Below are 25,138 nucleotides of genomic sequence, written 5' to 3' on the forward strand. Positions count from 1 at the left end.
TCCAGCAAAAAAGTAGCTTTTCAAAAGAGGTTCTTTCTAAAAAATAAGCAACATAAACGTAGTTTAAAATACTTACAATTACAACAAACTCAATCTTATGTTTGTTGAAAAAAGCCACTATGCTTTTGAAAAAATAGATTTAAAAAACACGTAAAAGTATCCAATAAACAACATCAAATGGAAAGGGAAAAGTCCAAAATCTCCACCTTGATCACCTACAATAAAAGCACTATACATTCCAAAAACAAAATAAAGTGCTAATAATCCTTCTAAAATCACATAAAATGAAGGTCTTTTTTTGATGTATTTATTGTTTTTCCAACCGTCTTTTAGAGTAATAATATTGAATTTTGGCGTTCTAACAAATTCACTTTTCTTACCAATATGACCCTCTAAAACTGCGATTGTATTGTGTAATGAAAATCCCATTGCAATTGAGAAAAATGTAAAAAAGGCTCCAATATATATGATGAAATTTTTAAAACCACCACCATAAGTATTTTTGTACATGTGCCAATAACACACAAAAAAGATGAGTGAACTTACCACAAAAAAGCTCATTACATAAAAATAAGGTTTTAAGTGCGCGTACTCGTTTTTAATGTAAAGCATTGGAACGCTCAATATAGAAACTAAGAAAATAAAAGTAAACATAGAACTATTTAGCAAATGCAATACGCTATGAACTTTAGTTTTGAATGAGGTGTTTTTATTTCGTAGAATGCTTTTAATCATTTTTTGGAAATTCTCTGCACCACCTTTATTCCATCTGAATTGTTGAGATCTTGCAGCGCTAATTACCACTGGAAGTTCAGCAGGAGTTTCTACTTTTTCTAAATATTTGAATTTCCAATTTTTAAATTGGGCTCTGTAGCTTAAATCTAAATCTTCTGTCAAAGTATCACCTTCCCAGTTTCCAGCATCATAAATACATTCTTTTCTCCAAACACCTGCAGTACCATTAAAATTGATGAAATGTCCTTTACTATTTCTTCCAACTTGTTCTAGGGTAAAATGAGCATCTAAAGCAAATGCCTGAATTTTTGTTAAAGTAGAATAATTTCTATTGATGTGACTCCACTTTGTTTGAACAACACCAATTTGTGGATCTTTAAAATAAGGAATAGTTTGTTTTAACCAGTCTTCTTTTGGTAAAAAATCAGCATCAAAAATTGCTATGAATTCTCCTTTAGCCGTTTTTAAACCTTCTTTTAAAGCACCTGCTTTAAAACCTTGTCTATTTTCTCTTCTAATATGCTGAATATCAATTCCTAAATCTTGAATAATTTTTACATGTTTGGCTGTAGTTTCTACAGATTCATCAGTAGAATCATCTAAAACCTGAATTTCTAATTTATCTTTTGGATAATCAATTTTTGCAATGTTTTCTAACAAACGCTCCATTACATACAATTCGTTATAAACAGGTAATTGTATAGTTACATATGGAATTTCATCAGGATTATTAAAGTCGAACTTTGGAGAATTATCTGGTTTGTCTCGATACTTTAAATAATTAAAAAGTAAGTTTAATTGCGCAAGTGCATACATAAAAATAAGCAACAAGCTAATTGTATAAATAGTGATAATTAAAGACTCTATAAACATTATTTAAAACTATATTTAAAAATCCAACTTAGAATTTTTACTCCTGCAAATATACTACCTTTTACAGTTCCTGAAACTTTTGAAGTTCCAATTCTGTTTCTGTATTTTACAGGTATTTCTAAGTAACTCATTTGTTGTTTCAATACTTTTAATTGCATTTCAACTGTCCAACCATACGTTGTATCGGTCATTTTTAATGCTATTAATTTTTCATATTTTATGGCTCTAAAAGGGCCTAAATCTGTAAATTTTGCCCCAAAAAATACCTTCATTAAATTTGTTGCTAACCAATTTCCAAAGATTTGTTGAGGTGTCATTGCGCCTGGCTCGCGCAATTCTTTCACACGGGCACCAATTACAAAATCAATATTTTCTTCAATAATTGGTTGTACAATTGTTGTTAATTGTTCTGGATAATCTGAATAATCACCATCTAAAAAAACAACTATTGTTGGTTTGATTGTTTGATTTGCAATATAATCTAATCCTTTTAAACAAGCAAAACCATACCCTTTTTTAACTTCTCTTAAAACAGTTGCTCCAGCATTTTTTGCATTTTTTGCTGTTTCATCTGTTGAGTTATTATCTATTACTATAACTTCATCAACAATTTTTGGGATATCATTAATGACATTCGCAATAGATTTTTCTTCATTAAAAGCAGGAATTATTACTTTGATTAAGGACTTCATTTTAGCGTTTTCGTTCAATCAAAATCGACCTATTTTAAAAAAATAAAATCAGTCAAAGAGTTATTTTATCCTACTTTAATTTAGGATGTAAAAGTATAAATATTTTTATCAAAATATTAACTATTATATTTTCTTTTTTTAACAATTTTTTTGGTTAAAAATTAGAATATAATATTTTAAAGAAAAGTGATGGATACTTAATATCTTATTGATTATTAAGTAATTTAATTAAATCAACATCATTACCTAACAAAATTTCAGTTGGATTGATTCTTCCTTTTTCAGGGCCATTTTCTAATTTTAAAACTCCCCTTGGGCAAACCGCACTACAAATTCCGCAACCAACACAACTTGAGCGAACAATATTTTCTCCTTTTTGGGCGTAAGCTCTCACATCAATTCCTTGTTCACAATAGGTTGAACAATTACCGCATGAAATGCATTGCCCACCATTTGTCGTGATTCTAAATCTCGATTTGAAACGTTGCACAAATCCTAAATATGCTGCTAAAGGACAGCCAAATCTGCACCAAACTCTGTTACCAAAAATGGGATAAAATCCAGTTCCAATAACTCCAGCAAACCAAGCTCCAATTAAAAAACTATATGCGTCTTTTATCCATTGAGATTTGATTCCGATAAAAGATGAAGTTCCTGAAAAATAACAATATAAAGTAACCACTGTCATCAATAACGAGAAAAGTAACACTGAGTGAATAAGCCATCTTTCTAATTTCCAAGCATTTAAACTTTTGTCAGAATGTTGTCTGTAAGGATCTCCTAAGGTTTCTGCTAATCCTCCACAACCACAAACCCACGAACAATACCAACGTTTTCCAAAAAAGTAGACCATTACAGGAACAATAATGAGTGTTAAAATGATTCCCCAAACCAAGATAAATACGCCAATTGCGCCACTACTTTGTAAACTTTTGATGTTCCATTCAAAGAAAAAATCATAATCTAAAGGAAAAGCACTTTTAAAATCGTAGCCAGGCATGTTTAAACTTGTCATGATTTCAGGAATCAAAAAAGCAAATACAATTTGAAAAAATAAGACAGATGTTGTTCTAACAATTTGGTATTTGTTATGACGATATTTGATATACATTCTGATGCCCATTACAATCATAATGACGCAATACAAAAATCCATACACAAACCATTGACTCGCATTTCCGCCATTTAAAAAGTTGCTAATAGGATCAAAAATAAAGGTCCAATTCACCACATAATCAGGCATGAAATAGAGTAATAAGTAAAAAGTAACTAAGTAAACAAGAACTAACCAAGCTATCCAACCTCTATTTGTTGCAGATTCTAAATAAATTCCATCATTTTTAATGCCTGGTTTTCCCAATAAAATGACATTTGGAAGGATGAATAATAATGCACCAAAAATTCCCAAACCAAAAGTCAACCACCAAGCTAAATTGGGTTGATTTTTTAAAAAGCCTTTACCGACTTTTTTTGCCAAATTATAACTTAAAGAATGAGGTTTTCCAAAAACGGTGTATTGAAACTGTTCGTTTTTTTTATCCCAATTTTTCTCAGAATCGTATTTAGATATCAGTTTGTTATGATAATTGTTCGAAGTTTCAAAAGCAGTTCTAACTCTTGATGAAAACTCGAAAATAGAAAGTTGCTCGTCAGTTACAATAGCATCAGAAAGTGCTTTTTTTAAATACTCGCTTTTGTATCCTTTTTCAGAAATATAGGCTTCCAATTCTTGCTGAGAAACTTGAAAATTTCCAAAAAAAATAGCGCTGTTAAAAATTCCGAATCCAATCAAAAAGAGCGTTAATCCTAGGTATTTTATAAATTTCATCTGTTATACTTTGCTAAAAATTCGTTTCCAACTTTTCTTTTTCAATTGAATGTTTGTGCCCATTTCTTGATTGAATTTTGCTACAATTTCGGCTTCATGTACATTGTAAAACTCAGGATCAAAATTGGCGTCTGCTAAAAATTCCAATACAAATGCTACCGATTTTTTTTCAGAAAGCCATCTATCAAAAATTTCATGACGCATACGAATTCCAAAAGTATTGATGCCTAAAAATTCATGTGAATTTTTATCAAAAGAAATCGTAATGCATTTGTTTTCTGAAGCATGTTGCCATTGAAAATGCACTTCATTGTCACTTTTATTTTTTTCACTAAAAACCCAGCCATAGGTTTGATATTCAATATCCAAAAATTTGGCAGAATTGAACCAATTTCCGGGTTTATATTCTGTTTTTTTACCGCAAATTGATTGCGCAACAGTTTCGCCCATCATTCTTCCTGTGTACCAAACTGCTTCAATATTTCGGCGATTTCCAATAGCCATTTGTTGTTCTGCACAATCGCCAATTGCATAAATATCAGGAATGTTTGTTTCTAAAAATCGATTTACTAAAACCCCTTTATTACAAGCGATATTGGTATTTTTTAAAAAATCGATATTTGGGGAAACTCCTGCAGTCAAACCCACAATATTGCAGGGAATTTCTTCACCAGTTTCATCAATAATAACTGATTTTACACGACCATTTTCATCAGCAATAATCTCTTTTAAATTGGTGTTTAAACGCAAATCAATATGATGTTCTAAAATATGTTTGTTGATCATTTCAGATTCTTGAGCAGGCAAAACTCCATTCCAAAAACTGTTTTCACGCACTAAAAAAGTCACTGGAATTTTTCTGCTTCGCAACATTTCAGCCAATTCAATGCCAATCAAACCACCACCAACAATTACAGCTCTTTTACAAACCTCATTATTTGGCGCAAATTTTTCTAAATTTTCTAAATCTTGTTTGTGATACAATCCCATAACTCCTGGTAAATCTTCACCTTTCCATCCGAATTTATTAGGTTTTGAACCAGTTGCAATAATTAATTTGTCATAAGAAATGGTAGTTTCATCTGAAAGGATAAGCTCTTTTTTATCAGTATCAATATTGGTTACAAATCCTTGATGTAAATCAATCTTATTTTTTTTCCAAAACCAATTTTCGTAAGGCTGTGTATGTTCAAATTTTAAATGACCCATATACACATACATCAAGGCTGTTCTTGAAAAAAAATACGGATGTTCTGCTGAAATAATGGTGATTTTTTTGTCAGATTTTTTTCTGATATGTCTTGCTGCAGTTACACCTGCAATGCCATTTCCAATAATAACAATGTGTTCCATAGTTTGTTGGTTGATGTCAATTCTGTCGAAACGAAAGATAAGAACTTAATTGCGTAACTCAATTTAGAATTATTTTAAATAGAAAATTCGATTTTATTTTTAACAAAATGAATAGAATCAGATGTAAGATTTAAAATGTACTTTAGTGGACATTATGAGAAAAATTCTTTTTTTAGGAACACTTTTATGTTTTCATTTTTTTGCAAGTTGCCAACATAAAAAAATCAATGGAGTTAGTTTTGTAGCTTCCAGAGATGCTATCAATCAAACACATATTCAGCCAGTTATTGATGTGAATAGCAATTATGTTGCCTTAATGCCATTTGGATTTATTCGTGATTTAGCTTCTCCAACAATAACTTTTAATAGTCAAAGACAATGGTTTGGCGAGACTGAAAATGGACTTTTACAATACGCAAAATCGTTTCAAAAAAAGCAACTTAGAGTAATGGTGAAACCTCAAATTTGGGTTTGGAGAGGTCAATTTACAGGTTTAATTGAAATGACTTCTGAAGAAAATTGGAAAATTTTAGAAGATTCTTATACCGATTTTATACTAACATATGCAAAATCAGCTGCAAAAATAAATGCTGATATTTTTTGTATTGGCACTGAATTGGAAAAATTTGTAGTGAATAGACCTCAGTTTTGGCAACAGCTAATCAAAAAAATCAGAGCAGTTTATAAAGGCAAAATAACTTATGCTGCCAATTGGGATGAGTATAAAAAACTCACTTTTTGGCATCAATTAGATTTTATTGGGGTAGATGCGTATTTTCCATTATCAGAAAAACAAACTCCCACAGTTGCCGATTTCGAAAATGGTTGGAAAACGCATAAAATAGAAATTCAACAAATTCAGGAAAAATTTCAAAAGCCTATTTTGTTTACAGAATATGGATACAGAAGTGTCCATTTCAATGCAAAACAACCTTGGATTGTTGATGATGTTGAGGGAAATGTCAATTTACAAGCTCAAGCAAATGGTCTGCAAGCGATTCATAATCAGTTTTGGAAAGAAGATTGGTTTGCTGGAGGTTTTGTTTGGAAATGGTTTCACAATCACGAAAAAGTTGGAGGTGAAAATAATAACAGATTTACGCCTCAAAATAAACCAGCAGAAAAAATTCTCAAAAAAAATTACGCCAATTAATTATTTCAAAAACATGATAAATGTTCTGTTTTTGATGAGGTAAAGCAGTTATTTTTGTGTAAATATCAAAAACTAAACATCATGAAGAAAATTATTGTTCCAGTAGATTTTTCAGATCATTCATCATATGCACTCAAAACAGCTGCTTTATTAGCAGAAAAAAATGACGCAACCATTTATGCCTTACACATGTTGGATATGCAAGAAATGTCTTTATCTGAAAGTGAAGTGTATTTGCACGAAAAAACAGCTTTTTTCTTGAAATTGGCAGAAAAAAGATTTCATGATTTTTTGAAAAAGGATTTTTTGAAAAATGTAAAAGTGATTCCAATTATCAAACATTATAAAGTGTTCAAAGAAGTTGATGCTGTTGCTGATGAAATGAATGCTGATTTGATTGTAATGGGTTCTCATGGAGCAAGTGGATTTAAAGAATTTTTTGTAGGATCAAACACTCAAAAAGTAATCAGACATGCATCTGTGCCTGTTTTAGTCATCAAAAATGAAATGACAAATATTGATTTTACGGATATTGTTGTGGCAACTGATTTTTCTGAAGAAAGTATTCCTGCATTTCAAAAATTATTAAAAACTTTAGAGCCAATGAATGCTAGAAAACATATTGTGTACGTAAACGCACCTTTCGATTCGTTTAAAACAACTCCAGAAATGGATACTTTGGCAGATAATTTTTTGATGAATTTAGAAGGAAATACTGATAGAAAAATCAACGTTCATTTTGTTTGTGCAAGAACAATTATGCAAGGTATTTTAGATTTTTCTAATTCTGTTGGAGCAGATTTAATTGCTGTAATTACGCATGGAAGAAAAGGTTTGGCTCATTTTATTGAAGGAAGTGTAGCAGAAGATGTTACAAATCATGCTACTTTACCCATTATTTCATTTAAAATATAATTTCATTGTATTTCTCATAAGAAACGAGAAAGATTATTGTGAAGGGGAATCATTCAAATGTTTGATTCCCTTTTTTTATGAATTGGATGTTCGTTTTTTAAAGTTAAAATTGCTCAATTTTTTTCAAAAAAAAGTAGTTTTGTAAAAACACAAAAACGAATGCGAACTTTTGCAATAGGAGATATTCATGGAGGTTTAAAAGCCTTACTACAAGTACTCAATCAACTAGAAATTACTGAAAAAGATACCCTCATTTTTATGGGAGATTATGTAGATGGTTGGAGTGAATCAGCGCAAGTAATCGATTTTTTGATGCAATTGTCTCAAAAAATAAACTGCATTTTCATAAAAGGAAATCATGATGTTTGGTGCGAAGATTGGCTAAAAAATGGCACTGTAAATGCGTCTTGGTATTTGCATGGAGGTAAAGAAACAATGGATAGTTATGAAGGTTTTTCTAGGAATGAACGCATTCAACATCTTCAGTTTTTTGAAAAAATGCCTTTGTATTATATTGATAATCAGAACCGATTGTTTATTCATGCAGGTTTTACGTCTTTATATGGTGTTCAAAGAGAGTTGCATGAAGGCATTTTTAACACAGATCGTTCTTTGTGGGAAATGATTTTAGCCATGGATAAAAACCTTGAAAAAACCTCTCCGTTTTTTCCAAAAAGATTGCAGTTGTATCATGAAATTTTTATTGGTCACACACCAACTACAAATTATAATGAGCCTTTACCTATGAATTTTTTCAATTTATGGAATATTGATACAGGAGCTGCATTTAAAGGGAAAATTACTGCCATTAACGTTGACACCAAAGCAATTTTTCAAAGTGAAAATTTGCCTTTTTTATATCCTAATGAAAAAGGAAGAAATAAATAAGTTTAACCAAAATTTCTGAAAAACAATTTCTTTCTCAATAACTCTGCTTCTTTGCAACTTTGAAACTCTGTCACTTTTAATGTATCTTTATTCCCTCAAAAAACAACATCAAATGAAAAAATTTCTTGTAGCACTTTTAGCAATTAGCAGTTTGATAAACTGTAAATCTTCCTCTATTGATAAATCCTCAGATTTAAGCATCAATTATAAAAAAATAACTTTGGATAATGGCTTAGACGTCATTTTTCATGTGGACAAATCAGATCCTGTTGTAGCAGTTGAATTGATGGTACATGTTGGTTCAGCAAGAGAAGTAGAAGGCAGAACTGGTTTTGCGCATTTGTTTGAACACTTATTATTTTTAGAATCTGAAAATTTAGGAAAAGGTGGTTTGGATAAAATGACTGCCAGAATTGGAGGTTCAGGAGCCAATGGCTCAACTTCAAGAGATAGAACAAATTACTTGCAAACCGTTCCAAAAGATGCTCTAGAAAAAATGATTTGGGCAGAAGCTGATAAATTGGGTTGGTTCATCAATACTGTTACTGATCCTGTTTTGGCGAAAGAAAAGCAGGTTGTGAAAAATGAAAAAAGACAAAGTTATGACAATCGTCCTTATGGGCACAATCAATATGTAATTGGCAAAAATTTATATCCAAAAAATCATCCTTATAATTGGGAAGTAATTGGTTCTTTAGAAGATTTGCAAAATGCAACTTTAGATGACGTAAAAACGTTTTTCAAAAAATGGTATGTACCAAACAATGCAACTTTGGTTTTGTCTGGAGATATTGATATTGAGCAAGCTACAAAATGGGTTTATAAATATTTTGATGAAATTCCGAAAGGAAATGAAATTCCGGCTTTAGATAAAAGACCAGGAACTGTTCCTGAAACAAAATTCTTGTATTATGAAGATAATTTTGCAAGAGTGCCACAATTAACAATGGTTTGGCCAACTGTAGAATTGTATCATCCAGATTCGTATGCGTTAGAAGTTTTGGCTGAATATTTAACCAGCGGAAAATCAGCCCCAATGAATCAAGTGTTGGTTGATGATTTAAAGCTAACATCTAATACAACCATGTACAATTACATTTCAGAATTAGCAGGTCAAACACAAGTAATTGTGAGAGCTTTTAATGGTGTAAAACTAGATGCTGTAAAAAATGGCATTGAAAAAGCCTTTGCTAAATTTGAAGCGGAAGGTATTTCAGATAAAGATTTAAACAGAATTAAAGCGGCTCAAGAAACTAATTTTTATAGCAGTTTGTCTAGTGTTTTAGGTAAAGGAACAAGATTGGCTTCTTACAATACCTACACAGGAAATCCAGGTTTTGTAACTCAGGATATCAAAAACACCTTGGCTGTGACCAAAGAAGATGTGATGAATGTGTATAACAAATACATCAAAAATAAAAATTATATTGCTACTAGTTTTGTACCGAAAAACAGTGCTGATTTAGCGCTTTCAAACTCTATTTTGGCAGATGTTGTTGAAGAAAAAATTGTGATTGGTGCTGAAGAAAATTTCGATCCAAAAATCGTTGCTGAATATCCAAAAACTCCTTCAAAAATTAATAGAAGTGTAGAACCTCCTTATGGAAATTCGTTAGAATTGACAGTACCAGAAGTTTATCAAGATAGTTTGCAAAATGGCTTACAAATCTTCGGAATTGAAAATGATGAAGTGCCTTTAGTGCGTTTTAATTTAACGATTGATGGAGGACAATTATTAGAATCTATGGACAAATTAGGATTGGCAAATTTAACAGCCAATCTTTTAAATAAGGGCACAAAAAATAAAACAGTAGCCCAGTTAGAGGAAGAAATTCAAGATTTGGGAGCGAATATTTCAGTAAGATCTGATACAGAAAATATTACTATTAGCGGAACAACATTGACTAAAAATTATGATAAAACCATTGCTTTGGTTAAAGAAATGTTATTGCAACCAAGATTTGATGAAACTGAATTTGAGTTACTTAAAAAAGCCACTATTGCCAATTTACGTCAGCAAGAAGCGAATCCAAATTCGGTTGCTGCGAATGTTTACAACGAGTTGATTTATGGAAAAGACAACATTCGTTCTAAAAATACCCTTGGTACGATTGCATCAGTTCAAGCTATTACAATAGAGGATGTAAAAGAATTTTACAATAAAAACATGTCACCTTCAGTTGCCAAAATGTTGGTTGTTGGAGATATTTCCAAAGAGAAAGTGTTGACTTCATTAGCTAATTTGAATGACGATTGGACATCCAAAGAAGTACTAATTCCTGTGAATGAAACGCCAAAAATGCCCACAAAACCAATGGTGTATTTTTATGACATTCCGAATGCTAAACAATCTGTTTTACAATTTGGAGCACCTGCTTTGGCAGCAACTGATGCAGATTTTTATCCTGCAAGTGTGATGAATTACATTCTTGGTGGAGGTGGTTTTGCCTCAAGATTAACGCAAGAATTGCGTGAAGGAAAAGGCTATACGTATGGAATTCGTTCTAATTTTTCAGGTACAAAAGCAGTAGGACCTTTTACAATTTCAAGTGGAGTAAGAAGTAATGTAACCTTGGAATCTGCGCAATTGATTAAAAAAATCTTAGAAGAATATCCAACAACTTTTTCGGATACAGATTTAGAAACCACCAAAAGTTTCTTGATTAAAAGTAACGCTCGTGCTTTTGAAACAGCAGGCGCAAAACTGAATATGTTATCAAACATCAGCGACTTTGGATGGAAACCAGATTATGTAAAAGACCGTGAAAAAGTGGTGAAAAACATGACCAAAGAACGCATTGCAGCATTGGCAAATCAATATGTAAATCCAAATAAAATGATTTGGTTGATTGTGGGTGATGCAGCTACACAATTGGAACGCATGAAAGAATTAGGTTTTGGCGAACCTATTTTGTTGAATAAAACGTCTGAAAAAATTAAAAATTGATTAAAATTTTAAAAAATAAAATCCCACTCAAAAAGTGGGATTTTCTGTTTAATATTTTCAAGTAATGTTGAAACAAAAAGAAAATTCACTAATTTCGTTTCATGAATCAAAAAGACAAACTTTTAGCCAATAGAATCTATCTGATTTTAGCCGCACTTTTTATAGCATCATTAGTTACATCAAACTTAATTTTTCAAAAATTCTTTTATTGGTATCCTTTCCAAATGGAAGTTTATGGCGTAAAACTTTTTGAAGTTTCAGTAGGTTTGTTGCCTTATCCATTGACGTTTTTAATTACGGATATTTTATCAGAAATCTATGGAAAACGTAAAGCAAATGAAGTGGTTATTGCCGGAATTTTCGCTTCTTTTTTCTCACTTTTGATCATTTATGTTTCTAAAGAAGTGCCTGCTACTTCTTGGTCGCAAGTCAACAACAGTACTTTTATCAATGTTTTTGGTGCAGCGCCTTTGGCGGTTTTAGCATCAATGATGGCATATTTATTTGCACAGTTTATCGATATTAGAGTTTATCATTTTTGGAAAAATTTTACGCAAGGAAAACACCTGTGGTTGCGAAATAATTTTTCAACATTTTCATCGCAATTTATTGATACAGCTACTGTTTTGATTTTGTTATGTTCATTCGGAATTATCAATTGGGATAAATTTTGGGGATTGATGATTAGTGGAGTGGTATTTAAAATTATTATTGCCATTTTAGATACGCCATTCTTATACCTCTTTGTATATGCTTTTAGAAAACGCTTCAATTTAAAATTAAACGAAGAAATTTTAGACTGATGGTGTAATTTTAGAAATATTATTACGTCTATAAAAAGAGTTTAAATTCATATATGAAGCATTTTTTACTGATTTTTTTGGTTTTTTTTATTGATTTTCAAATGGTTGCACAAGCAAACATTTTCAATGAATTATTGCAAAAATATGTTTCTGAGGATGGTTTGGTTGATTATGTAGCTTTTAAAAAGGAATTGCCAAAACTAAAGCAATATCTTAACTATTTAGAAAAGACTTCTCTTGATAATTCTTGGTCTGCAAATCAACAAAAAGCGTTTTATATCAATGCATACAATGCGTTTACAATTGCATTGATTTTAGAATATTATCCTTTAAAAAGTATTACTGAAATCAAACAAAATAATCAATCAGTTTGGAAAATTCCATTTGTGAAAATTGGAGGAAAAACAATGACTTTAGATTTTTTAGAACACGAAATTTTACGAAAAAAATTTGATGACCCAAGAATTCATGTAGGTGTAAATTGCGCATCCATTTCGTGTCCGAAACTATCAAATGTGGCATTTACTGAGCAAAATATTGAGACAGAATTAGAAAGATTGATGCATGAGTTTGTTAATGATTCGTCAAAAAATAATATTTCAAGTGATATTGTAAAAATCTCTGCTATTTTTGATTGGTTTAAAACTGATTTTACCAAAAATAGTTCGTTAATTGCTTTTTTAAATCAGTATTCAAAAGTCAAAATCAATCCAAATGCTACTATTCAGTTTTTGGAATATGATTGGAATATCAACAAACAATAAAAAAATTTACAGATGTCAAAAAATTATTACGATGCAGCCGATTTGAGAAAATTCGGAAAAATCATAGAATGGAATGAAGAATTAGGAACGAAATTTTTCGATTATTATGGAAAAGTTTTTGAAGATGGTGCACTTTCTGCTCGCGAAAAATCGTTAATTGCGTTGGCTGTTGCTCATACTGAACAATGTCCGTATTGTATTGACGCTTACACAAAAGACAGTTTGCAAAAAGGCATTACCAAAGAAGAAATGATGGAAGCTGTGCATGTTGGAGCAGCCATTAAAAGTGGCGCAACTTTGGTTCATGGTGTTCAAATGATGAATATTGTTAATAAATTAGATTCTTAAAAATAGGATTCAGCAGTGGTTTTCTAACCTACATTTTGCTGATTTCGAAATAAAATAAATGGCTACAAAATCATTAAAAGCTCGCAATAACGACATCGCAAATACACAGAGACAACTCGAAATTTTATCAAACGGAATTTTTGCAAATGGAGAATTGCCCACTTTTGCTACAAAAATAAAAGAGACAAATCAGTTTCCATTACGTCCTAAAAAATTAGAGATTTTACAAATCAATTTGGGCTATATGTGCAACCAAGTTTGTGATCATTGTCATGTAGATGCAGGTCCAGATCGCAAGGAAATCATGACGATTGAAACTATGAATCAATGTTTGGAAGTCATCAAAAAAACAGGTGCTCATACGTTAGATTTAACAGGTGGAGCACCAGAAATGAATCCAAATTTTAGATGGTTTGTAGAGGAAGCATCCAAAGCTGGTATCAAAGATTTTATTGTGCGATCGAATTTGACAATTATCAAAGCCAATAAAAAATACCATGATTTGCCCGATTTTTTCAAAAAACACGGAGTTCATGTAGTGTCTTCTTTGCCTCATTATACCAAAGGAAAAACAGATAAACAAAGAGGTGATGGTGTTTTTGATAAATCCATTGAAGCATTAAAATCGTTAAATGAAGTTGGTTATGGAATGCCAAATTCTGATTTAAAATTAGATTTGGTGTACAATCCTTCAGGCGCATTTTTACCTGGAAATCAACAAGCCTTAGAGCAAGATTTTAAAAAAGCGTTGAAAGCCGATTTTGACATCAATTTTCATAATTTATTTGCAATTACCAATTTACCCATCAGTCGATTTTTAGATTATTTAATCGCATCAGAAAATTATGAAGATTACATGACAGCTTTGGTGGATGCGTTTAATCCATCAGCAGTTGCGAATGTAATGTGTACCAATACCATTTCTGTAAGTTGGGATGGATTTTTATACGATTGCGATTTCAATCAAATGTTGAATTTGAAAGTTGCGAGTAAAGTGCAGCATATTTCAGCTTATAACGAGGAATTATTGCAAAACAGAAATATTGTCATCAATCAACATTGTTTTGGATGCACAGCAGGTGCAGGAAGCAGTTGTCAAGGAGTAGTAGCGTAAATCCCCATTGTCTTTCAGACATTTCCCCAAAGGGGAAAATTGGGTAAGATGAAAAAAGTAAGTTTTCTGCAAGGTGTTTCCTAAGAATGAGGGCTCCTTGTTGGTATTAAAAATTAAAAATATGAGTTATTTAGAAACAACCAAGAATGTATATAAAGAAGCAGCATTAACGCCAGATGTTGGTTTGTGTTGCACTACAAATCCAATTTGGGAATTACCAGGATTAAAAATTCCTAGAATCATGCAAGAAATGAACTATGGATGTGGCTCAACAGTGCACGCAAGAGATTTAACCAACAATCCAAAAATATTATATGTTGGTGTTGGAGGAGGAATGGAATTATTACAATTCGCCTATTTTTCTCGACAAAAAAATGGTGTCATTGGAATTGATGTGGTTGATGAAATGTTGGAAGCTTCTCGCAAAAATTTTACAGAAGCTGAAAAATTGAATCCTTGGTTTGAATCGGATTTTGTGGATTTAAGAAAAGGAGATGCCATGAAATTACCAGTTGATGACAATTCGATTGATGTGGCTGCACAAAATTGTTTGTTCAATATTTTTAAAGAAGACGATTTACAACAAGCCATTTCAGAAATGTACAGAGTGCTAAAACCACATGGACGTTTGGTAATGAGCGATCCAACTTGCGAGCAAGAAATGAATGACGAACTCAGAAATGATGAGCGTTTACGGGCTTTGTGTTTGAGTGGAAGTTTGTCAATTGCCAATTATGTAAAAGCCTTGACAGATGCTGGTTTTGGAACCATTGAAATCAGGGCTAGAAAACCGTATCGAATTTTAGACCCCAAAAACTATCCAACAAACGAATTGATTTATATTGAATCTATTGAAGTTGCAGCCATCAAAGATCCAATGCCTAAAGATGGACCTTGCATTTTTACAGGAAAAGCAGCTATTTATTATGGTGATGAAGCTTATTTTGATGACAATGCAGGACATGTTTTGATGAAAAATCAGCCATTGGCAATTTGTGATAAAACTGCAAATGCATTGCAAAACTTGGGAAGAAATGATATTTTTATTTCTCCTTCTACGTTTCATTATGATGGTGGAGGTTGTTGTTAAAAAAAAGTTTTTAGTCTGATTTTCAATGAAATATAATTTGCTACTTTTTCTTTTAATAAGTTCAATTTCTTTTTTCGGACAAGAAAAATTAGACAAATTATTGAATAAATGGAACACCAGAAATGTCCCTTATATTTCAGTGGAAACTCTAAAAACGACCAAAGAAAAAACCATTATTTTGGATGCAAGAGAGGAAAGTGAATTCAATGTTAGTCATTTAAAAAACGCCATTTGTGTTGGCTATAATAATTTTGATTTGAAAGAAACCATTGCAAAACTTCCCAAAGATAAAACTGAAAAAATTGTGGTGTATTGTTCTTTAGGAATTCGTTCAGAAACCATTGCTCATAAATTAATTCAAGCTGGTTATACAAATGTGTTTAATTTGTATGGAGGCATTTTCGAATGGAAAAACAAGGATTTTCAAGTAGTTGATGCTACTGGAAATGAAACTGAAAAAGTTCACGCTTTCAACAAAAGTTGGAGTAAATGGTTGCAAAAAGGAGTAAAGGTTTATGAATAAAAACTGTTTGCTAATTTTTACTAGAAATCCTGAATTGGGAAAAGTAAAAACACGTTTGGCAAAAACCATTGGTGATGAAAAAGCGTTGGAAATCTATTATTTTTTACTAGAAAAAACCAAACAAGTTACACAACAAATTCAGGCTGAAAAAAGAGTTTATTATGATTTTTTTATAGATGAAAACGATCTTTGGAATTCACAAACTTTTCAAAAATTTATACAAAAAGGAACAGATTTAGGCAGTAGAATGCAACATGCTTTTTCAGAAGCTTTTCAATCAGGATTTGAAAAAGTCATCATTATTGGAAGTGATTTGTATGATTTGACTCCAGAAATAATTTCAACAGCTTTTCAGCAATTAGACAAAAATGATGTTGTAATTGGGCCCGCAATTGATGGAGGTTATTATTTGTTGGGAATGAAAAAACTTCATCAAACTATTTTTCAAAATAAAAATTGGGGAACTGAATCCGTAAGAAAAGATACTTTGACCGATTTAAAAGATAAAGAAGTATTTTTGTTAGAAGAATTGAATGATGTAGATGTTTTTGAAGACATTGAACATCATCCTGCATTTCAGCATTTTTTAAAAGACATATAAACATGGACAAGCAAAATCAACTACAAGAAACCATCGATTTTTTAACAAAAGCAGGAATTACACCCCGAAACTTCGGGGCTCAAGTTGGCATTGTTTTAGGTACAGGTTTGGGAAAATTAGTTCATGAAATTGATATCGAAAAAGAAATTGCCTATTCAGAAATTCCGAATTTTCCGGTAGCAACTGTCGAGTTTCATTCAGGGAAATTGATTTATGGAACCTTATCAGGAAAAAAAGTGATAGTGATGTCAGGCAGATTTCATTTGTACGAAGGTTACAATGCTTGGGAAGTTACCTATGGAATCAGAACCATGCACGCTTTAGGAATTCAACAGTTGCTAATTTCAAATGCTGCAGGAGCTATTAATCTGAACTATAAAAAAGGAGATTTGATGTTGATTGAAGATCATATCAATTTGCAAGGAACATCGCCTTTGGCATTTGCAGGAGCCAATACTTTTGGAAATATTTTTGCAGATATGTTAGAGCCCTATTCAAAAGAAATCAATCAAAAAATCAAAAAAATAGCTAAAGAAAAAAACATTTTATTGCACGAAGGAATTTACGCAAGTGTTTTAGGCCCTCAATTAGAAACAAGAGCAGAATACAGAATGTTGCAAATTTTAGAAACAGATGCAGTTGGCATGAGTACAGTTCCTGAAGTGATTGTAGCAAAACAATTGAATTTACCTTGTGCTGCAATTTCAGTATTGACAGACGAATGTGATCCAAAAAATTTACAACCTGTAAATATTGCCGAAATTATTGCCATTGCTGGCGAAGCTGAACCAAAAATGATTGAATTATTTAAGGGAGTTATTGAGGTTTTGTAATTAATAAAAAAATATTTTGCTTTTAGTTGATTGCTAATAAATTAACATTTCTTAAAATTCAAAATCTTTAAAATCACGTATTTTTGCAATAACAAAATGTGTTTTCAACTTCATGGAAAAATACCTAGACATTATTAAAAACTCATATTTTGGTTATTGGAATTACATCCAAAAATCAGTGTTGATGGAACTCAATTGGGAAAACTATTTTTATGGTTTGATATTGATTTCATTGGTGGTTTGGGGTTTAGAAATTATGTTTCCATGGCGCAAAAATCAACCAATTATTCGCAAAGATTTTTGGTTAGATACTTTTTATATGTTTTTCAATTTCTTTTTATTGAATCTCATTGTATTGATTGCACTTTCCAATACAGCTGCACTTTTTTTCAATGATATTTTAGCAATTGTCAATCTTTCAATTGCTGATTTTCAGTTGTTTGATATTAACACATTTCCATATTGGGCGCGTTTGTTGGTGTTTTTTATTGTCATCGATTTTGTACAATGGTTCACACACACCTTACTCCACAAATACGAGTTTCTTTGGAATTTCCACAAAGTGCATCACTCTGTAAAACAAATGGGTTTTGCTGCACATCTTCGTTATCATTGGATGGAACCTGTGTTGTACAATTCAATGAAATACATTCCTTTGGCAATTATGGGCGGATTTTCAGCGCAAGATGTTGCCATCGTTCACTTTTTTAATATTGCAGTTGGGCACCTCAATCACGCCAATATCAATTTGGATTATGGCTACCTAAAATACATTTTCAATAATCCAAAAATGCATATTTGGCACCATGCCAAAGAATTGCCTGAAGGCAGAAAAAATGGTGTAAATTTCGGAATCACATTAAGCATTTGGGACTATATTTTCAAAACCAATTACATTCCACATTCAGGAAGAGACATTGAATTGGGTTTTGAAGGTGATGAACAATTTCCCAAAGATTTTATCAAACAAGAATTGTATCCGCTTGTAAAAAAGTAGGTTTATTTATAGCAATTTCCTGCTGTTCGTTTCAAGTCCGCAACAAAAACAGCATTTTTGTAAGTCATTTTTGTGGCTTCTTTCAGTCGCCCAAAAAAGCCAACAAAAATTTACTGTTTTTCTTTTACGGGCTTTCCACTTCCATCAGGGCTAAAAATCCTTACATCTCATAAATTTCCTTATTTTTGCCACTCAAATACTAACAAATTTTACATGAAAGCATACGTTTTTCCGGGTCAAGGAGCACAATTTACAGGAATGGGATTGGATTTATATGAAAAATCTCCGTTAGCAAAAGAATATTTTGAAAAAGCCAATAGCATTCTAGGATTTTCCATTACAGATATCATGTTTCAAGGAACTGCTGAGCAACTCAAAGAAACCAAAGTAACACAACCTGCTATTTTTTTACATTCGGTAATTTTAGCAAAAGTTTTGGGCGATTCTTTTCAACCAGAAATGGTTGCAGGGCATTCTTTAGGAGAACTTTCTGCTTTGGTTGCAAACGGAGTTTTATCTTTTGAAGACGGATTAACATTGGTTTCAAAACGTGCTTTGGCAATGCAAAAAGCTTGTGAAATTGCACCATCAACTATGGCTGCAGTGTTGGGTTTAGAGGATACAATTGTTGAAGAAACCTGTGCTGAAATTGACGGAGTTGTAGTGGCTGCAAATTACAATTGTCCAGGGCAATTGGTTATTTCTGGAGAAACTTCAGCTGTTGAAAAAGCGTGTGCAGCTTTGACTGCAAAAGGTGCAAAAAGAGCATTATTATTGCCAGTTGGTGGCGCATTTCATTCGCCAATGATGGAGCCAGCAAGAGAAGAATTGGCTGCTGCAATTGAAGCAACTCAATTTAGCACACCAAGTTGTCCTGTTTATCAAAACGTAACTGCAACAGCAATTACAAATCCTGCTGAAATCAAGAAAAATTTAATGATTCAATTGACTGCGCCAGTAAAATGGACACAATCTGTGCAACAAATGATTGCTGATGGTGCCACAGAATTTATTGAAGTTGGTCCTGGAAATGTGTTGCAAGGTTTGGTAAAAAAGATTGATAGAGCTGCTGTTACAAGTAGTGCAATTTTTTAAAATTCAGTACTTATTTAAAGTAGATTTTTTCCCTTTTAAGGTCATATTTTCCTTTTAAGAAGATTTTTCAGCAATCAAAAAGATGATTAGCCTTTAATTTGCTGAAAAATTAATATTAACTAAAATCAAACAACAATGAAAAACTTCTTTAAAAAATTTCGACTTTTCTTACTTTTAGTAACTGTAATTTCTTTTACAAACTGTGAAGACTCAAATGAAGTTGTCTCTTCAGAACTTACCATTCAACAAAAAGTTGCCTTATTAGAGGAAAGTCAATGGCTTTTAAAAGGATTTGAAGATCGAGTAATGCATACTTTTAAAGATAGTAAACAATTTACTTATTATGGTACCAATAATGTCTTTGAAGAGAATCCAATTCCAGGTGCTTTAAATTTTACTATTGAAGGAAATCTAATAACTATAGATTATAATTTTGGAAATATCAATTCTTATGAGCTAACTTTTTCATGTAATAATTCGATTGTTGAGTTTTCTCAAAACGGAGCAGTAGTAAAAACGTTATACAAACGAGGGTCTAATTTCCAACAATGTTTGTAATAAAAAAATAATTTAGTAAAAAGGCTTTCAAATCTATTTTTTGAAAGCCTTTTTAATTTAAAATAGATACTCTTTTTGCTTACAAAGATTAAACGTAAATTTGCAACTTTTAAAAGTAAAAAAGATGCAATACAATCACAAACAAATAGAAAAAAAATGGCAAGAATATTGGGCGAAAAATCAAACTTTTAAAGCCAGTAATTCTTCTCATTTACCCAAATATTATGTGTTAGACATGTTTCCTTATCCTTCTGGAGCTGGTTTACATGTGGGACATCCTTTAGGGTATATTGCATCTGACATTTATGCGCGTTTTAAACGTCATAAAGGCTTTAATGTGTTGCATCCACAAGGTTATGATTCTTTTGGTTTGCCTGCTGAACAATATGCAATTCAAACTGGTCAACATCCTGCAAAAACTACCGAAGAAAATATCAAAACATATAGAAGGCAGTTAGATAAAATCGGATTTTCTTTTGATTGGGACAGAGAAGTGCGTACTTCAAATCCTGAGTATTACAAATGGACACAATGGATTTTCATCGAATTATTCAATTCTTGGTACAATAAAAATACAGATAAAGCTGAAGACATTTCAACCTTAATTTCAATTTTTGAAAAAGAAGGAAATGGGAATGTAAACGCAGTTTGTGATTCAGAAATTCCTGAATTTACATCCGAAGATTGGAAACATTTTTCATCAACAAAACAACAAGAAATCTTGTTGAAATATCGTTTGACTTACTTGTCAGATACCGAAGTAAATTGGTGTCCAGCTTTAGGAACAGTTTTAGCAAATGATGAAATTGTAAATGGCGTATCAGAACGTGGAGGGCATCCTGTAATTCGCAAAAAAATGACACAATGGTCTATGCGAATTTCGGCTTATGCACAGCGTTTATTAGATGGATTAACAACTATTGATTGGCCTCAACCTCTAAAAGATTCACAAACCAATTGGATTGGAAGAAGTCGAGGTGCCATGGTTGAATTCCCCATCCTTTCCTTCCCCAAAGGGGAAGAGAACACTTCAAAAGGGTATTTGACAGGAGGAAATAATGCGAGTCTTCTGCTTGAAAAGGCAAAAGAAATGAGAGCAAATCCAACTCAAGCTGAAGCAATATTATGGCAACAATTAAAAGGAAAAAGCTTAGATGATAAATTCAGACAACAACATGTGATTGATGAATTTATAGTTGATTTTGTTTGTCTTTCAAAAAAACTAATTGTTGAAGTTGACGGAAAAATTCATTATTTTCAACAGGAAAAAGTTGCTGAAAGAACTCAAATTTTAGAGAATTTGGGTTATAAAGTAATTCGTTTTACAAATGAGGAGGTTATTGGTAATCTTGACCAAGTGGTAGAAACCATCAAAGTAAACCTAAACCAAGCTCCCCTTTCCTTTGGAAAGGGGTTGGGGGATAGGATTCAAGTTTTCACAACTAGACCTGATACCATTTTTGGAGTTAGTTTTATGACCTTAGCTCCTGAGCACGAATTAGTTTCACAAATAACAACTCCCGAACAAAAAGCGGTAGTTGAAGCTTATATTGAAAGTACTGCAAAACGTTCTGAACGCGATAGAATGGCAGATGTAAAAACCATTTCTGGGGCATTTACAGGTGCGTATGCTGAGCATCCTTTTACCAAAAAACCAATTCCAATTTGGATTGGCGATTACGTTTTAGCAGGTTATGGAACTGGAGCTGTAATGGCTGTTCCTTGTGGTGATCAACGTGATTATGATTTTGCAAAACATTTCGGAATTGAAATTCCAAATATTTTTGAAAACGTAGATATTTCAGAAGCTGCTCATGCAGATAAAGAAGGAACTGTCATAGCAAATTCCGATTTTTTATCTGGCTTGCCATATAAAAAAGCTTTGCAAAAAGCGATTGAAGCTTTAGAGGAAAATGGATTTGGCTATGGAAAAGTCAATTATCGTTTGCGAGATGCAGTTTTTAGCAGACAACGTTATTGGGGCGAACCTTTTCCTTTGTATTACAAAGATGGAATGCCACAAATGATTGATAAAAAACACCTGCCAATTGTTTTGCCAGAAGTTGAAAAATATTTACCAACAGAAGATGGAAAACCGCCTTTAGGAAATGCTGAAGTTTGGGCTTGGGATACCAAAAACTGTTCAGTTGTTAGCAATAAGTTGATTGATAATGAAACTGTTTTTCCTTTAGAACTGAATACTATGCCAGGTTGGGCAGGCAGTTCTTGGTATTTTAATCGTTATATGGATTCTAAAAATGCCAATGAATTTGTAAGCAAAGAATCCTTAAATTATTGGAAAGAAGTTGATTTATATATTGGTGGCTCAGAACATGCAACAGGACATTTATTGTATGCACGTTTTTGGCAAAAATTCTTATTTGACAAAGGATTTGTTCCTGTGGATGAATTTGCGAAAAAACTCATCAATCAAGGAATGATTTTGGGGGAGAGTGCTTTTGCATATAGGTTGATTGTTGATTGTATTTATAATAAAGGAATTGACAAAAAGGAAGTTTTTATTTCTAATGGAACATATGCTTGGATAAAGAAAATGATTGAAGTTGAAAACTCAACTTGGATAGATGACGAGGTTAGGAAGATTACAAAAGCGGGTTTTGAAGAAATAAAAAATCAAATTTTAATTTCTTTAACTGAAGTTTTAGGTTTGGAAAACAAATTTTTACAATCAATTAATTTTGATTTTGACAATATTCAAAATATTCATATTGATGTATCTCTCATAAATTCTTCAAATGAATTAGATGTTGAAGGTTTTAAAAAGTGGAGACCTGATTTTAGAAATGGAATTTTTCTTTCAAATCAACATGGATTATGTGATAAAGGTCATAAGTATATTGTTGGACGCGAAGTAGAAAAAATGTCCAAATCCAAATACAATGTTGTAAATCCTGATGATATTTGTGAAGAATATGGTGCAGATGCGTTGCGTTTGTTCGAAATGTTTTTAGGTCCTTTAGAACAAACAAAACCTTGGAAAACTTCAGGAATTTCGGGAGTGTATTCGTTTTTGAAAAAATTGTGGAAACTGTTTTATAAAGAAGATTTGTTGGTGATTTCTGATGAAAATCCAACTTCAGAAGAATTGAAAACGCTTCACAAAACCATCAAAAAAGTAACAGAAGATATTGAGAATTTTTCGTTCAATACTTCAGTATCAACTTTTATGATTGCCGTAAATGAATTGACAGCTTTGCAATGCAACAAACGTGCAATTTTAGAGCCTTTATTGATTTTGATTTCACCTTATGCACCGCATATTGCTGAAGAATTATGGCATCAATTAGGTCATCAAAATAGTATTTCAACAGCTGAATTTCCAGTTTTTGAAGAAAAATACTTGATAGAAAGCACAAAAAATTATCCCATTTCTTTCAATGGAAAAATGCGTTTTACACTCGAACTTTCGTTAGATTTATCCGTATCAGAAATTGAAACAGCCGTTTTGAATCACGAAAAAACAATAGCACAATTAGAAGGTAAATCACCTAAAAAAGTAATTATTGTGCCTGGTAAAATTGTAAATATCGTAGGATAATTTTTCAATTGAACTAAAAATAACCTTTACCTGCAAATTTCAAATGAATTGGATTTGCAGGTTTTTTATTTCTTTTAGGATTTTTTTGACTGAAATTTTAAGAATAAAGACTTATTTTTGGTAAAATTAATCTCCAATGAATACTACTAGACAAAACGGAAGTCTATACACTCATATTCAAAATAGGATTGCTACTGTAGAATTTGGACATCCTGCAAGCAATTCTTTTCCAAGCGAATTGTTAGTGCGCTTGACAAATGAACTAAATTTACTCTCAAAAAACGACGAAGTTTCCATCATCATTTTAAAATCAGAAGGAGAAAAAGCCTTTTGTGCGGGTGCATCTTTTGATGAATTAGTGGCTATCAAAAATTTGGAAGAAGGAAAACAATTTTTCTCAGGTTTTGCTAATGTCATCAATGCTATGCGAACTTGCGAAAAGTTGATTATTGGTCGTGTTCAAGGAAAAACTGTTGGAGGTGGAGTTGGCTTAATTGCGGCTTGTGATTATGCTTTGGCAACTGAACAAGCAGCTATTAAATTATCAGAAATTAGTATTGGAATTGGACCATTTGTGATTGCGCCAGCAATTGAAAGAAAAATGGGTTTGGCAGCTTTATCTGAAATGACTTTAGAGGCTACTTCATGGAAAAATGCTTATTGGGCAAAAGAAAAAGGCTTATATGCGAATGTTTTTGAAACTATCAAAGAGTTGGATGATGAGGTTCAATTATTAGCTTTAAAATTTGCATCTTACAATCCAGATTCATTAAAGGAAATCAAAAAAGTGTTTTGGCAAAACACCAATCATTGGAATGAATTATTATCAGAAAGAGCCTCAATTACAGGAGAATTGGTGTTGTCAGAATTTACAAAAAATGCTTTGCAAAATTTTCTAAAACATAAATCATGAAAATCATTGCAACTAATTTGGGTGAACCCAAAGAAATTATTTACAAGAAAAAAAAAGTAAGGACAGGAATTTTTAAATTTCCAGTACAAACTCCTATTTTCTTAGAAGCTGAAAAAGTTACCAATGATGCTATTTGTGATACCAAATGGCATGGAGGAATTTTGCAAGCAGTGTATGCATATTCAGCAAAACATTATCATTTTTTCAAACCAAAATTCCCTGATTTGGATTGGCAATTTGGCATGTTTGGTGAAAATCTTACAATTGATGATTTGGACGAAACTACCATTCATGTTGGTGATACATTTAAAGTTGGAGAAGCCATTTTAGAAGCTACTTTGCAAAGAAATCCATGTTATAAATTAGGCGTTCGTTTCAATGATATGAAAATTGTAAAACAATTTTGGAATACTACTTTTTGTGGCGTGTATTTTAAGGTAATTCAAACTGGTTTTGTAAAAACAGGTGATGAATTTCATTTGTTACAATCAAGCAAACAAAATCCAACAATTGCAGATTTGTATCAAAAAGAAAAATTAGTAAAAGACTTATAAAT

General features: G+C 31.9%; 22 protein-coding genes. 18 read left to right on the plus strand and 4 right to left on the minus strand.

What is annotated here, in order from left to right; all coding sequences use genetic code 11:
* Positions 1–117 precede the first annotated feature (117 nt).
* From WHA43_RS10380 to WHA43_RS10395, 4 genes are all read right to left on the minus strand, one after another.
* Complete coding sequence (locus WHA43_RS10380; protein WP_105046981.1) at positions 118–1,608, minus strand: cellulose synthase family protein; 1,491 nt, start codon at positions 1,606–1,608, stop codon at positions 118–120.
* On the minus strand, positions 1,608–2,300 hold the full coding sequence (locus WHA43_RS10385) for a glycosyltransferase family 2 protein (protein WP_105047376.1): 693 nt from the start codon (positions 2,298–2,300) through the stop codon (positions 1,608–1,610). Before WHA43_RS10385 ends, WHA43_RS10380 begins: the two co-directional genes overlap by 1 nt.
* A gap of 205 nt (positions 2,301–2,505) precedes the next feature.
* Entirely contained in the window at positions 2,506–4,128 is a 1,623-nt protein-coding gene (locus tag WHA43_RS10390) for a 4Fe-4S binding protein (RefSeq protein WP_105046982.1), read from the minus strand.
* A gap of 3 nt (positions 4,129–4,131) precedes the next feature.
* Positions 4,132–5,481: an NAD(P)/FAD-dependent oxidoreductase gene (locus tag WHA43_RS10395; RefSeq protein ID WP_105046983.1), complete on the minus strand. Its 1,350-nt coding sequence runs from the start codon at positions 5,479–5,481 to the stop codon at positions 4,132–4,134.
* A 154-nt stretch (positions 5,482–5,635) separates the two neighbouring features.
* On the opposite strand from WHA43_RS10395, the gene WHA43_RS10400 reads away from it, so the two are divergent.
* The 18 genes from WHA43_RS10400 (at position 5,636) to WHA43_RS10485 (ending at position 25,136) form a co-directional block, all read left to right on the plus strand.
* The gene (locus tag WHA43_RS10400) at positions 5,636–6,634 is read left to right on the plus strand and encodes a glycoside hydrolase family 113 (RefSeq protein WP_105046984.1); all 999 of its coding nucleotides are present in this window, start codon (positions 5,636–5,638) and stop codon (positions 6,632–6,634) included.
* A gap of 81 nt (positions 6,635–6,715) precedes the next feature.
* Positions 6,716–7,549 (plus strand): universal stress protein, encoded by an 834-nt coding sequence (locus WHA43_RS10405; RefSeq protein WP_105046985.1) that lies wholly within the window; start codon positions 6,716–6,718, stop codon positions 7,547–7,549.
* Between the two features lie 159 nt (positions 7,550–7,708).
* Positions 7,709–8,437 carry a metallophosphoesterase family protein gene (locus tag WHA43_RS10410; RefSeq protein WP_105046986.1) on the plus strand — a complete coding sequence of 243 codons (729 nt, stop codon included), beginning with the start codon at positions 7,709–7,711 and terminating at the stop codon, positions 8,435–8,437.
* A 112-nt stretch (positions 8,438–8,549) separates the two neighbouring features.
* Complete coding sequence (locus WHA43_RS10415) at positions 8,550–11,384, plus strand: M16 family metallopeptidase (RefSeq protein WP_105047377.1); 2,835 nt, start codon at positions 8,550–8,552, stop codon at positions 11,382–11,384.
* Positions 11,385–11,485: 101 nt separating this feature from the next.
* The gene (locus WHA43_RS10420; protein WP_105046987.1) at positions 11,486–12,187 is read left to right on the plus strand and encodes a queuosine precursor transporter; all 702 of its coding nucleotides are present in this window, start codon (positions 11,486–11,488) and stop codon (positions 12,185–12,187) included.
* A 53-nt stretch (positions 12,188–12,240) separates the two neighbouring features.
* A complete protein-coding gene (locus tag WHA43_RS10425) occupies positions 12,241–12,951 on the plus strand; it encodes a DUF547 domain-containing protein (RefSeq protein ID WP_105046988.1) in 711 nt (236 codons plus the stop codon).
* Between the two features lie 12 nt (positions 12,952–12,963).
* On the plus strand, positions 12,964–13,299 hold the full coding sequence (locus tag WHA43_RS10430; RefSeq protein ID WP_105046989.1) for an arsenosugar biosynthesis-associated peroxidase-like protein: 336 nt from the start codon (positions 12,964–12,966) through the stop codon (positions 13,297–13,299).
* Positions 13,300–13,357: 58 nt separating this feature from the next.
* Positions 13,358–14,413 (plus strand): arsenosugar biosynthesis radical SAM (seleno)protein ArsS, encoded by a 1,056-nt coding sequence (gene arsS, locus WHA43_RS10435; RefSeq protein WP_105046990.1) that lies wholly within the window; start codon positions 13,358–13,360, stop codon positions 14,411–14,413.
* A gap of 121 nt (positions 14,414–14,534) precedes the next feature.
* Positions 14,535–15,503, plus strand: coding sequence for an arsenosugar biosynthesis arsenite methyltransferase ArsM (gene arsM / locus WHA43_RS10440; RefSeq protein WP_105047378.1), 969 nt, complete (start codon positions 14,535–14,537; stop codon positions 15,501–15,503).
* Positions 15,504–15,528: 25 nt separating this feature from the next.
* Positions 15,529–16,026: a rhodanese-like domain-containing protein gene (locus WHA43_RS10445; RefSeq protein ID WP_105046991.1), complete on the plus strand. Its 498-nt coding sequence runs from the start codon at positions 15,529–15,531 to the stop codon at positions 16,024–16,026.
* Positions 16,019–16,627 (plus strand): TIGR04282 family arsenosugar biosynthesis glycosyltransferase, encoded by a 609-nt coding sequence (locus tag WHA43_RS10450; protein WP_105046992.1) that lies wholly within the window; start codon positions 16,019–16,021, stop codon positions 16,625–16,627. The genes WHA43_RS10445 and WHA43_RS10450 overlap by 8 nt, the downstream gene beginning before the upstream one ends.
* A 2-nt stretch (positions 16,628–16,629) precedes the next feature.
* Positions 16,630–17,460, plus strand: coding sequence for a purine-nucleoside phosphorylase (locus WHA43_RS10455; RefSeq protein WP_105046993.1), 831 nt, complete (start codon positions 16,630–16,632; stop codon positions 17,458–17,460).
* A 112-nt stretch (positions 17,461–17,572) separates the two neighbouring features.
* A complete protein-coding gene (locus tag WHA43_RS10460) occupies positions 17,573–18,457 on the plus strand; it encodes a sterol desaturase family protein (protein ID WP_105046994.1) in 885 nt (294 codons plus the stop codon).
* Between the two features lie 213 nt (positions 18,458–18,670).
* Positions 18,671–19,552, plus strand: a complete 882-nt coding sequence (gene fabD / locus WHA43_RS10465) for an ACP S-malonyltransferase (RefSeq protein WP_105046995.1) — start codon at positions 18,671–18,673, stop codon at positions 19,550–19,552.
* Positions 19,553–19,687: 135 nt separating this feature from the next.
* The gene (locus tag WHA43_RS10470; protein WP_105046996.1) at positions 19,688–20,110 is read left to right on the plus strand and encodes a hypothetical protein; all 423 of its coding nucleotides are present in this window, start codon (positions 19,688–19,690) and stop codon (positions 20,108–20,110) included.
* A gap of 124 nt (positions 20,111–20,234) precedes the next feature.
* Complete coding sequence (locus WHA43_RS10475) at positions 20,235–23,669, plus strand: leucine--tRNA ligase (RefSeq protein WP_105046997.1); 3,435 nt, start codon at positions 20,235–20,237, stop codon at positions 23,667–23,669.
* 136 nt (positions 23,670–23,805) lie between these two features.
* The gene (locus WHA43_RS10480) at positions 23,806–24,582 is read left to right on the plus strand and encodes an enoyl-CoA hydratase/isomerase family protein (RefSeq protein WP_105046998.1); all 777 of its coding nucleotides are present in this window, start codon (positions 23,806–23,808) and stop codon (positions 24,580–24,582) included.
* Positions 24,579–25,136, plus strand: a complete 558-nt coding sequence (locus WHA43_RS10485) for an MOSC domain-containing protein (RefSeq protein ID WP_105046999.1) — start codon at positions 24,579–24,581, stop codon at positions 25,134–25,136. Before WHA43_RS10480 ends, WHA43_RS10485 begins: the two co-directional genes overlap by 4 nt.
* Positions 25,137–25,138 lie beyond the last annotated feature (2 nt).

The organism is Polaribacter gangjinensis, from assembly GCF_038024125.1.
In the GTDB taxonomy this organism is placed as follows: domain Bacteria; phylum Bacteroidota; class Bacteroidia; order Flavobacteriales; family Flavobacteriaceae; genus Polaribacter; species Polaribacter gangjinensis.

What these genes read in the sequence shown, in the direction of transcription:
- WHA43_RS10430 (WP_105046989.1), top strand. Translation starts at nt 12,964, where the DNA reads ATGTCAAAAAATTATTACGATGCAGCCGATTTGAGAAAATTCGGAAAA.
- WHA43_RS10455 (WP_105046993.1), top strand. Translation starts at nt 16,630, where the DNA reads ATGGACAAGCAAAATCAACTACAAGAAACCATCGATTTTTTAACAAAA.
- WHA43_RS10480 (WP_105046998.1), top strand. Translation starts at nt 23,806, where the DNA reads ATGAATACTACTAGACAAAACGGAAGTCTATACACTCATATTCAAAAT.
- WHA43_RS10460 (WP_105046994.1), top strand. Translation starts at nt 17,573, where the DNA reads ATGGAAAAATACCTAGACATTATTAAAAACTCATATTTTGGTTATTGG.
- WHA43_RS10415 (WP_105047377.1), top strand. Translation starts at nt 8,550, where the DNA reads ATGAAAAAATTTCTTGTAGCACTTTTAGCAATTAGCAGTTTGATAAAC.
- WHA43_RS10450 (WP_105046992.1), top strand. Translation starts at nt 16,019, where the DNA reads ATGAATAAAAACTGTTTGCTAATTTTTACTAGAAATCCTGAATTGGGA.
- WHA43_RS10420 (WP_105046987.1), top strand. Translation starts at nt 11,486, where the DNA reads ATGAATCAAAAAGACAAACTTTTAGCCAATAGAATCTATCTGATTTTA.
- WHA43_RS10475 (WP_105046997.1), top strand. Translation starts at nt 20,235, where the DNA reads ATGCAATACAATCACAAACAAATAGAAAAAAAATGGCAAGAATATTGG.
- WHA43_RS10445 (WP_105046991.1), top strand. Translation starts at nt 15,529, where the DNA reads ATGAAATATAATTTGCTACTTTTTCTTTTAATAAGTTCAATTTCTTTT.
- WHA43_RS10395 (WP_105046983.1), bottom strand. Translation starts at nt 5,481, where the DNA reads ATGGAACACATTGTTATTATTGGAAATGGCATTGCAGGTGTAACTGCA.
- WHA43_RS10385 (WP_105047376.1), bottom strand. Translation starts at nt 2,300, where the DNA reads ATGAAGTCCTTAATCAAAGTAATAATTCCTGCTTTTAATGAAGAAAAA.
- arsS (WP_105046990.1), top strand. Translation starts at nt 13,358, where the DNA reads ATGGCTACAAAATCATTAAAAGCTCGCAATAACGACATCGCAAATACA.
- WHA43_RS10470 (WP_105046996.1), top strand. Translation starts at nt 19,688, where the DNA reads ATGAAAAACTTCTTTAAAAAATTTCGACTTTTCTTACTTTTAGTAACT.
- WHA43_RS10380 (WP_105046981.1), bottom strand. Translation starts at nt 1,608, where the DNA reads ATGTTTATAGAGTCTTTAATTATCACTATTTATACAATTAGCTTGTTG.
- WHA43_RS10405 (WP_105046985.1), top strand. Translation starts at nt 6,716, where the DNA reads ATGAAGAAAATTATTGTTCCAGTAGATTTTTCAGATCATTCATCATAT.
- fabD (WP_105046995.1), top strand. Translation starts at nt 18,671, where the DNA reads ATGAAAGCATACGTTTTTCCGGGTCAAGGAGCACAATTTACAGGAATG.
- WHA43_RS10410 (WP_105046986.1), top strand. Translation starts at nt 7,709, where the DNA reads ATGCGAACTTTTGCAATAGGAGATATTCATGGAGGTTTAAAAGCCTTA.
- WHA43_RS10390 (WP_105046982.1), bottom strand. Translation starts at nt 4,128, where the DNA reads ATGAAATTTATAAAATACCTAGGATTAACGCTCTTTTTGATTGGATTC.
- WHA43_RS10400 (WP_105046984.1), top strand. Translation starts at nt 5,636, where the DNA reads ATGAGAAAAATTCTTTTTTTAGGAACACTTTTATGTTTTCATTTTTTT.
- WHA43_RS10485 (WP_105046999.1), top strand. Translation starts at nt 24,579, where the DNA reads ATGAAAATCATTGCAACTAATTTGGGTGAACCCAAAGAAATTATTTAC.
- WHA43_RS10425 (WP_105046988.1), top strand. Translation starts at nt 12,241, where the DNA reads ATGAAGCATTTTTTACTGATTTTTTTGGTTTTTTTTATTGATTTTCAA.
- arsM (WP_105047378.1), top strand. Translation starts at nt 14,535, where the DNA reads ATGAGTTATTTAGAAACAACCAAGAATGTATATAAAGAAGCAGCATTA.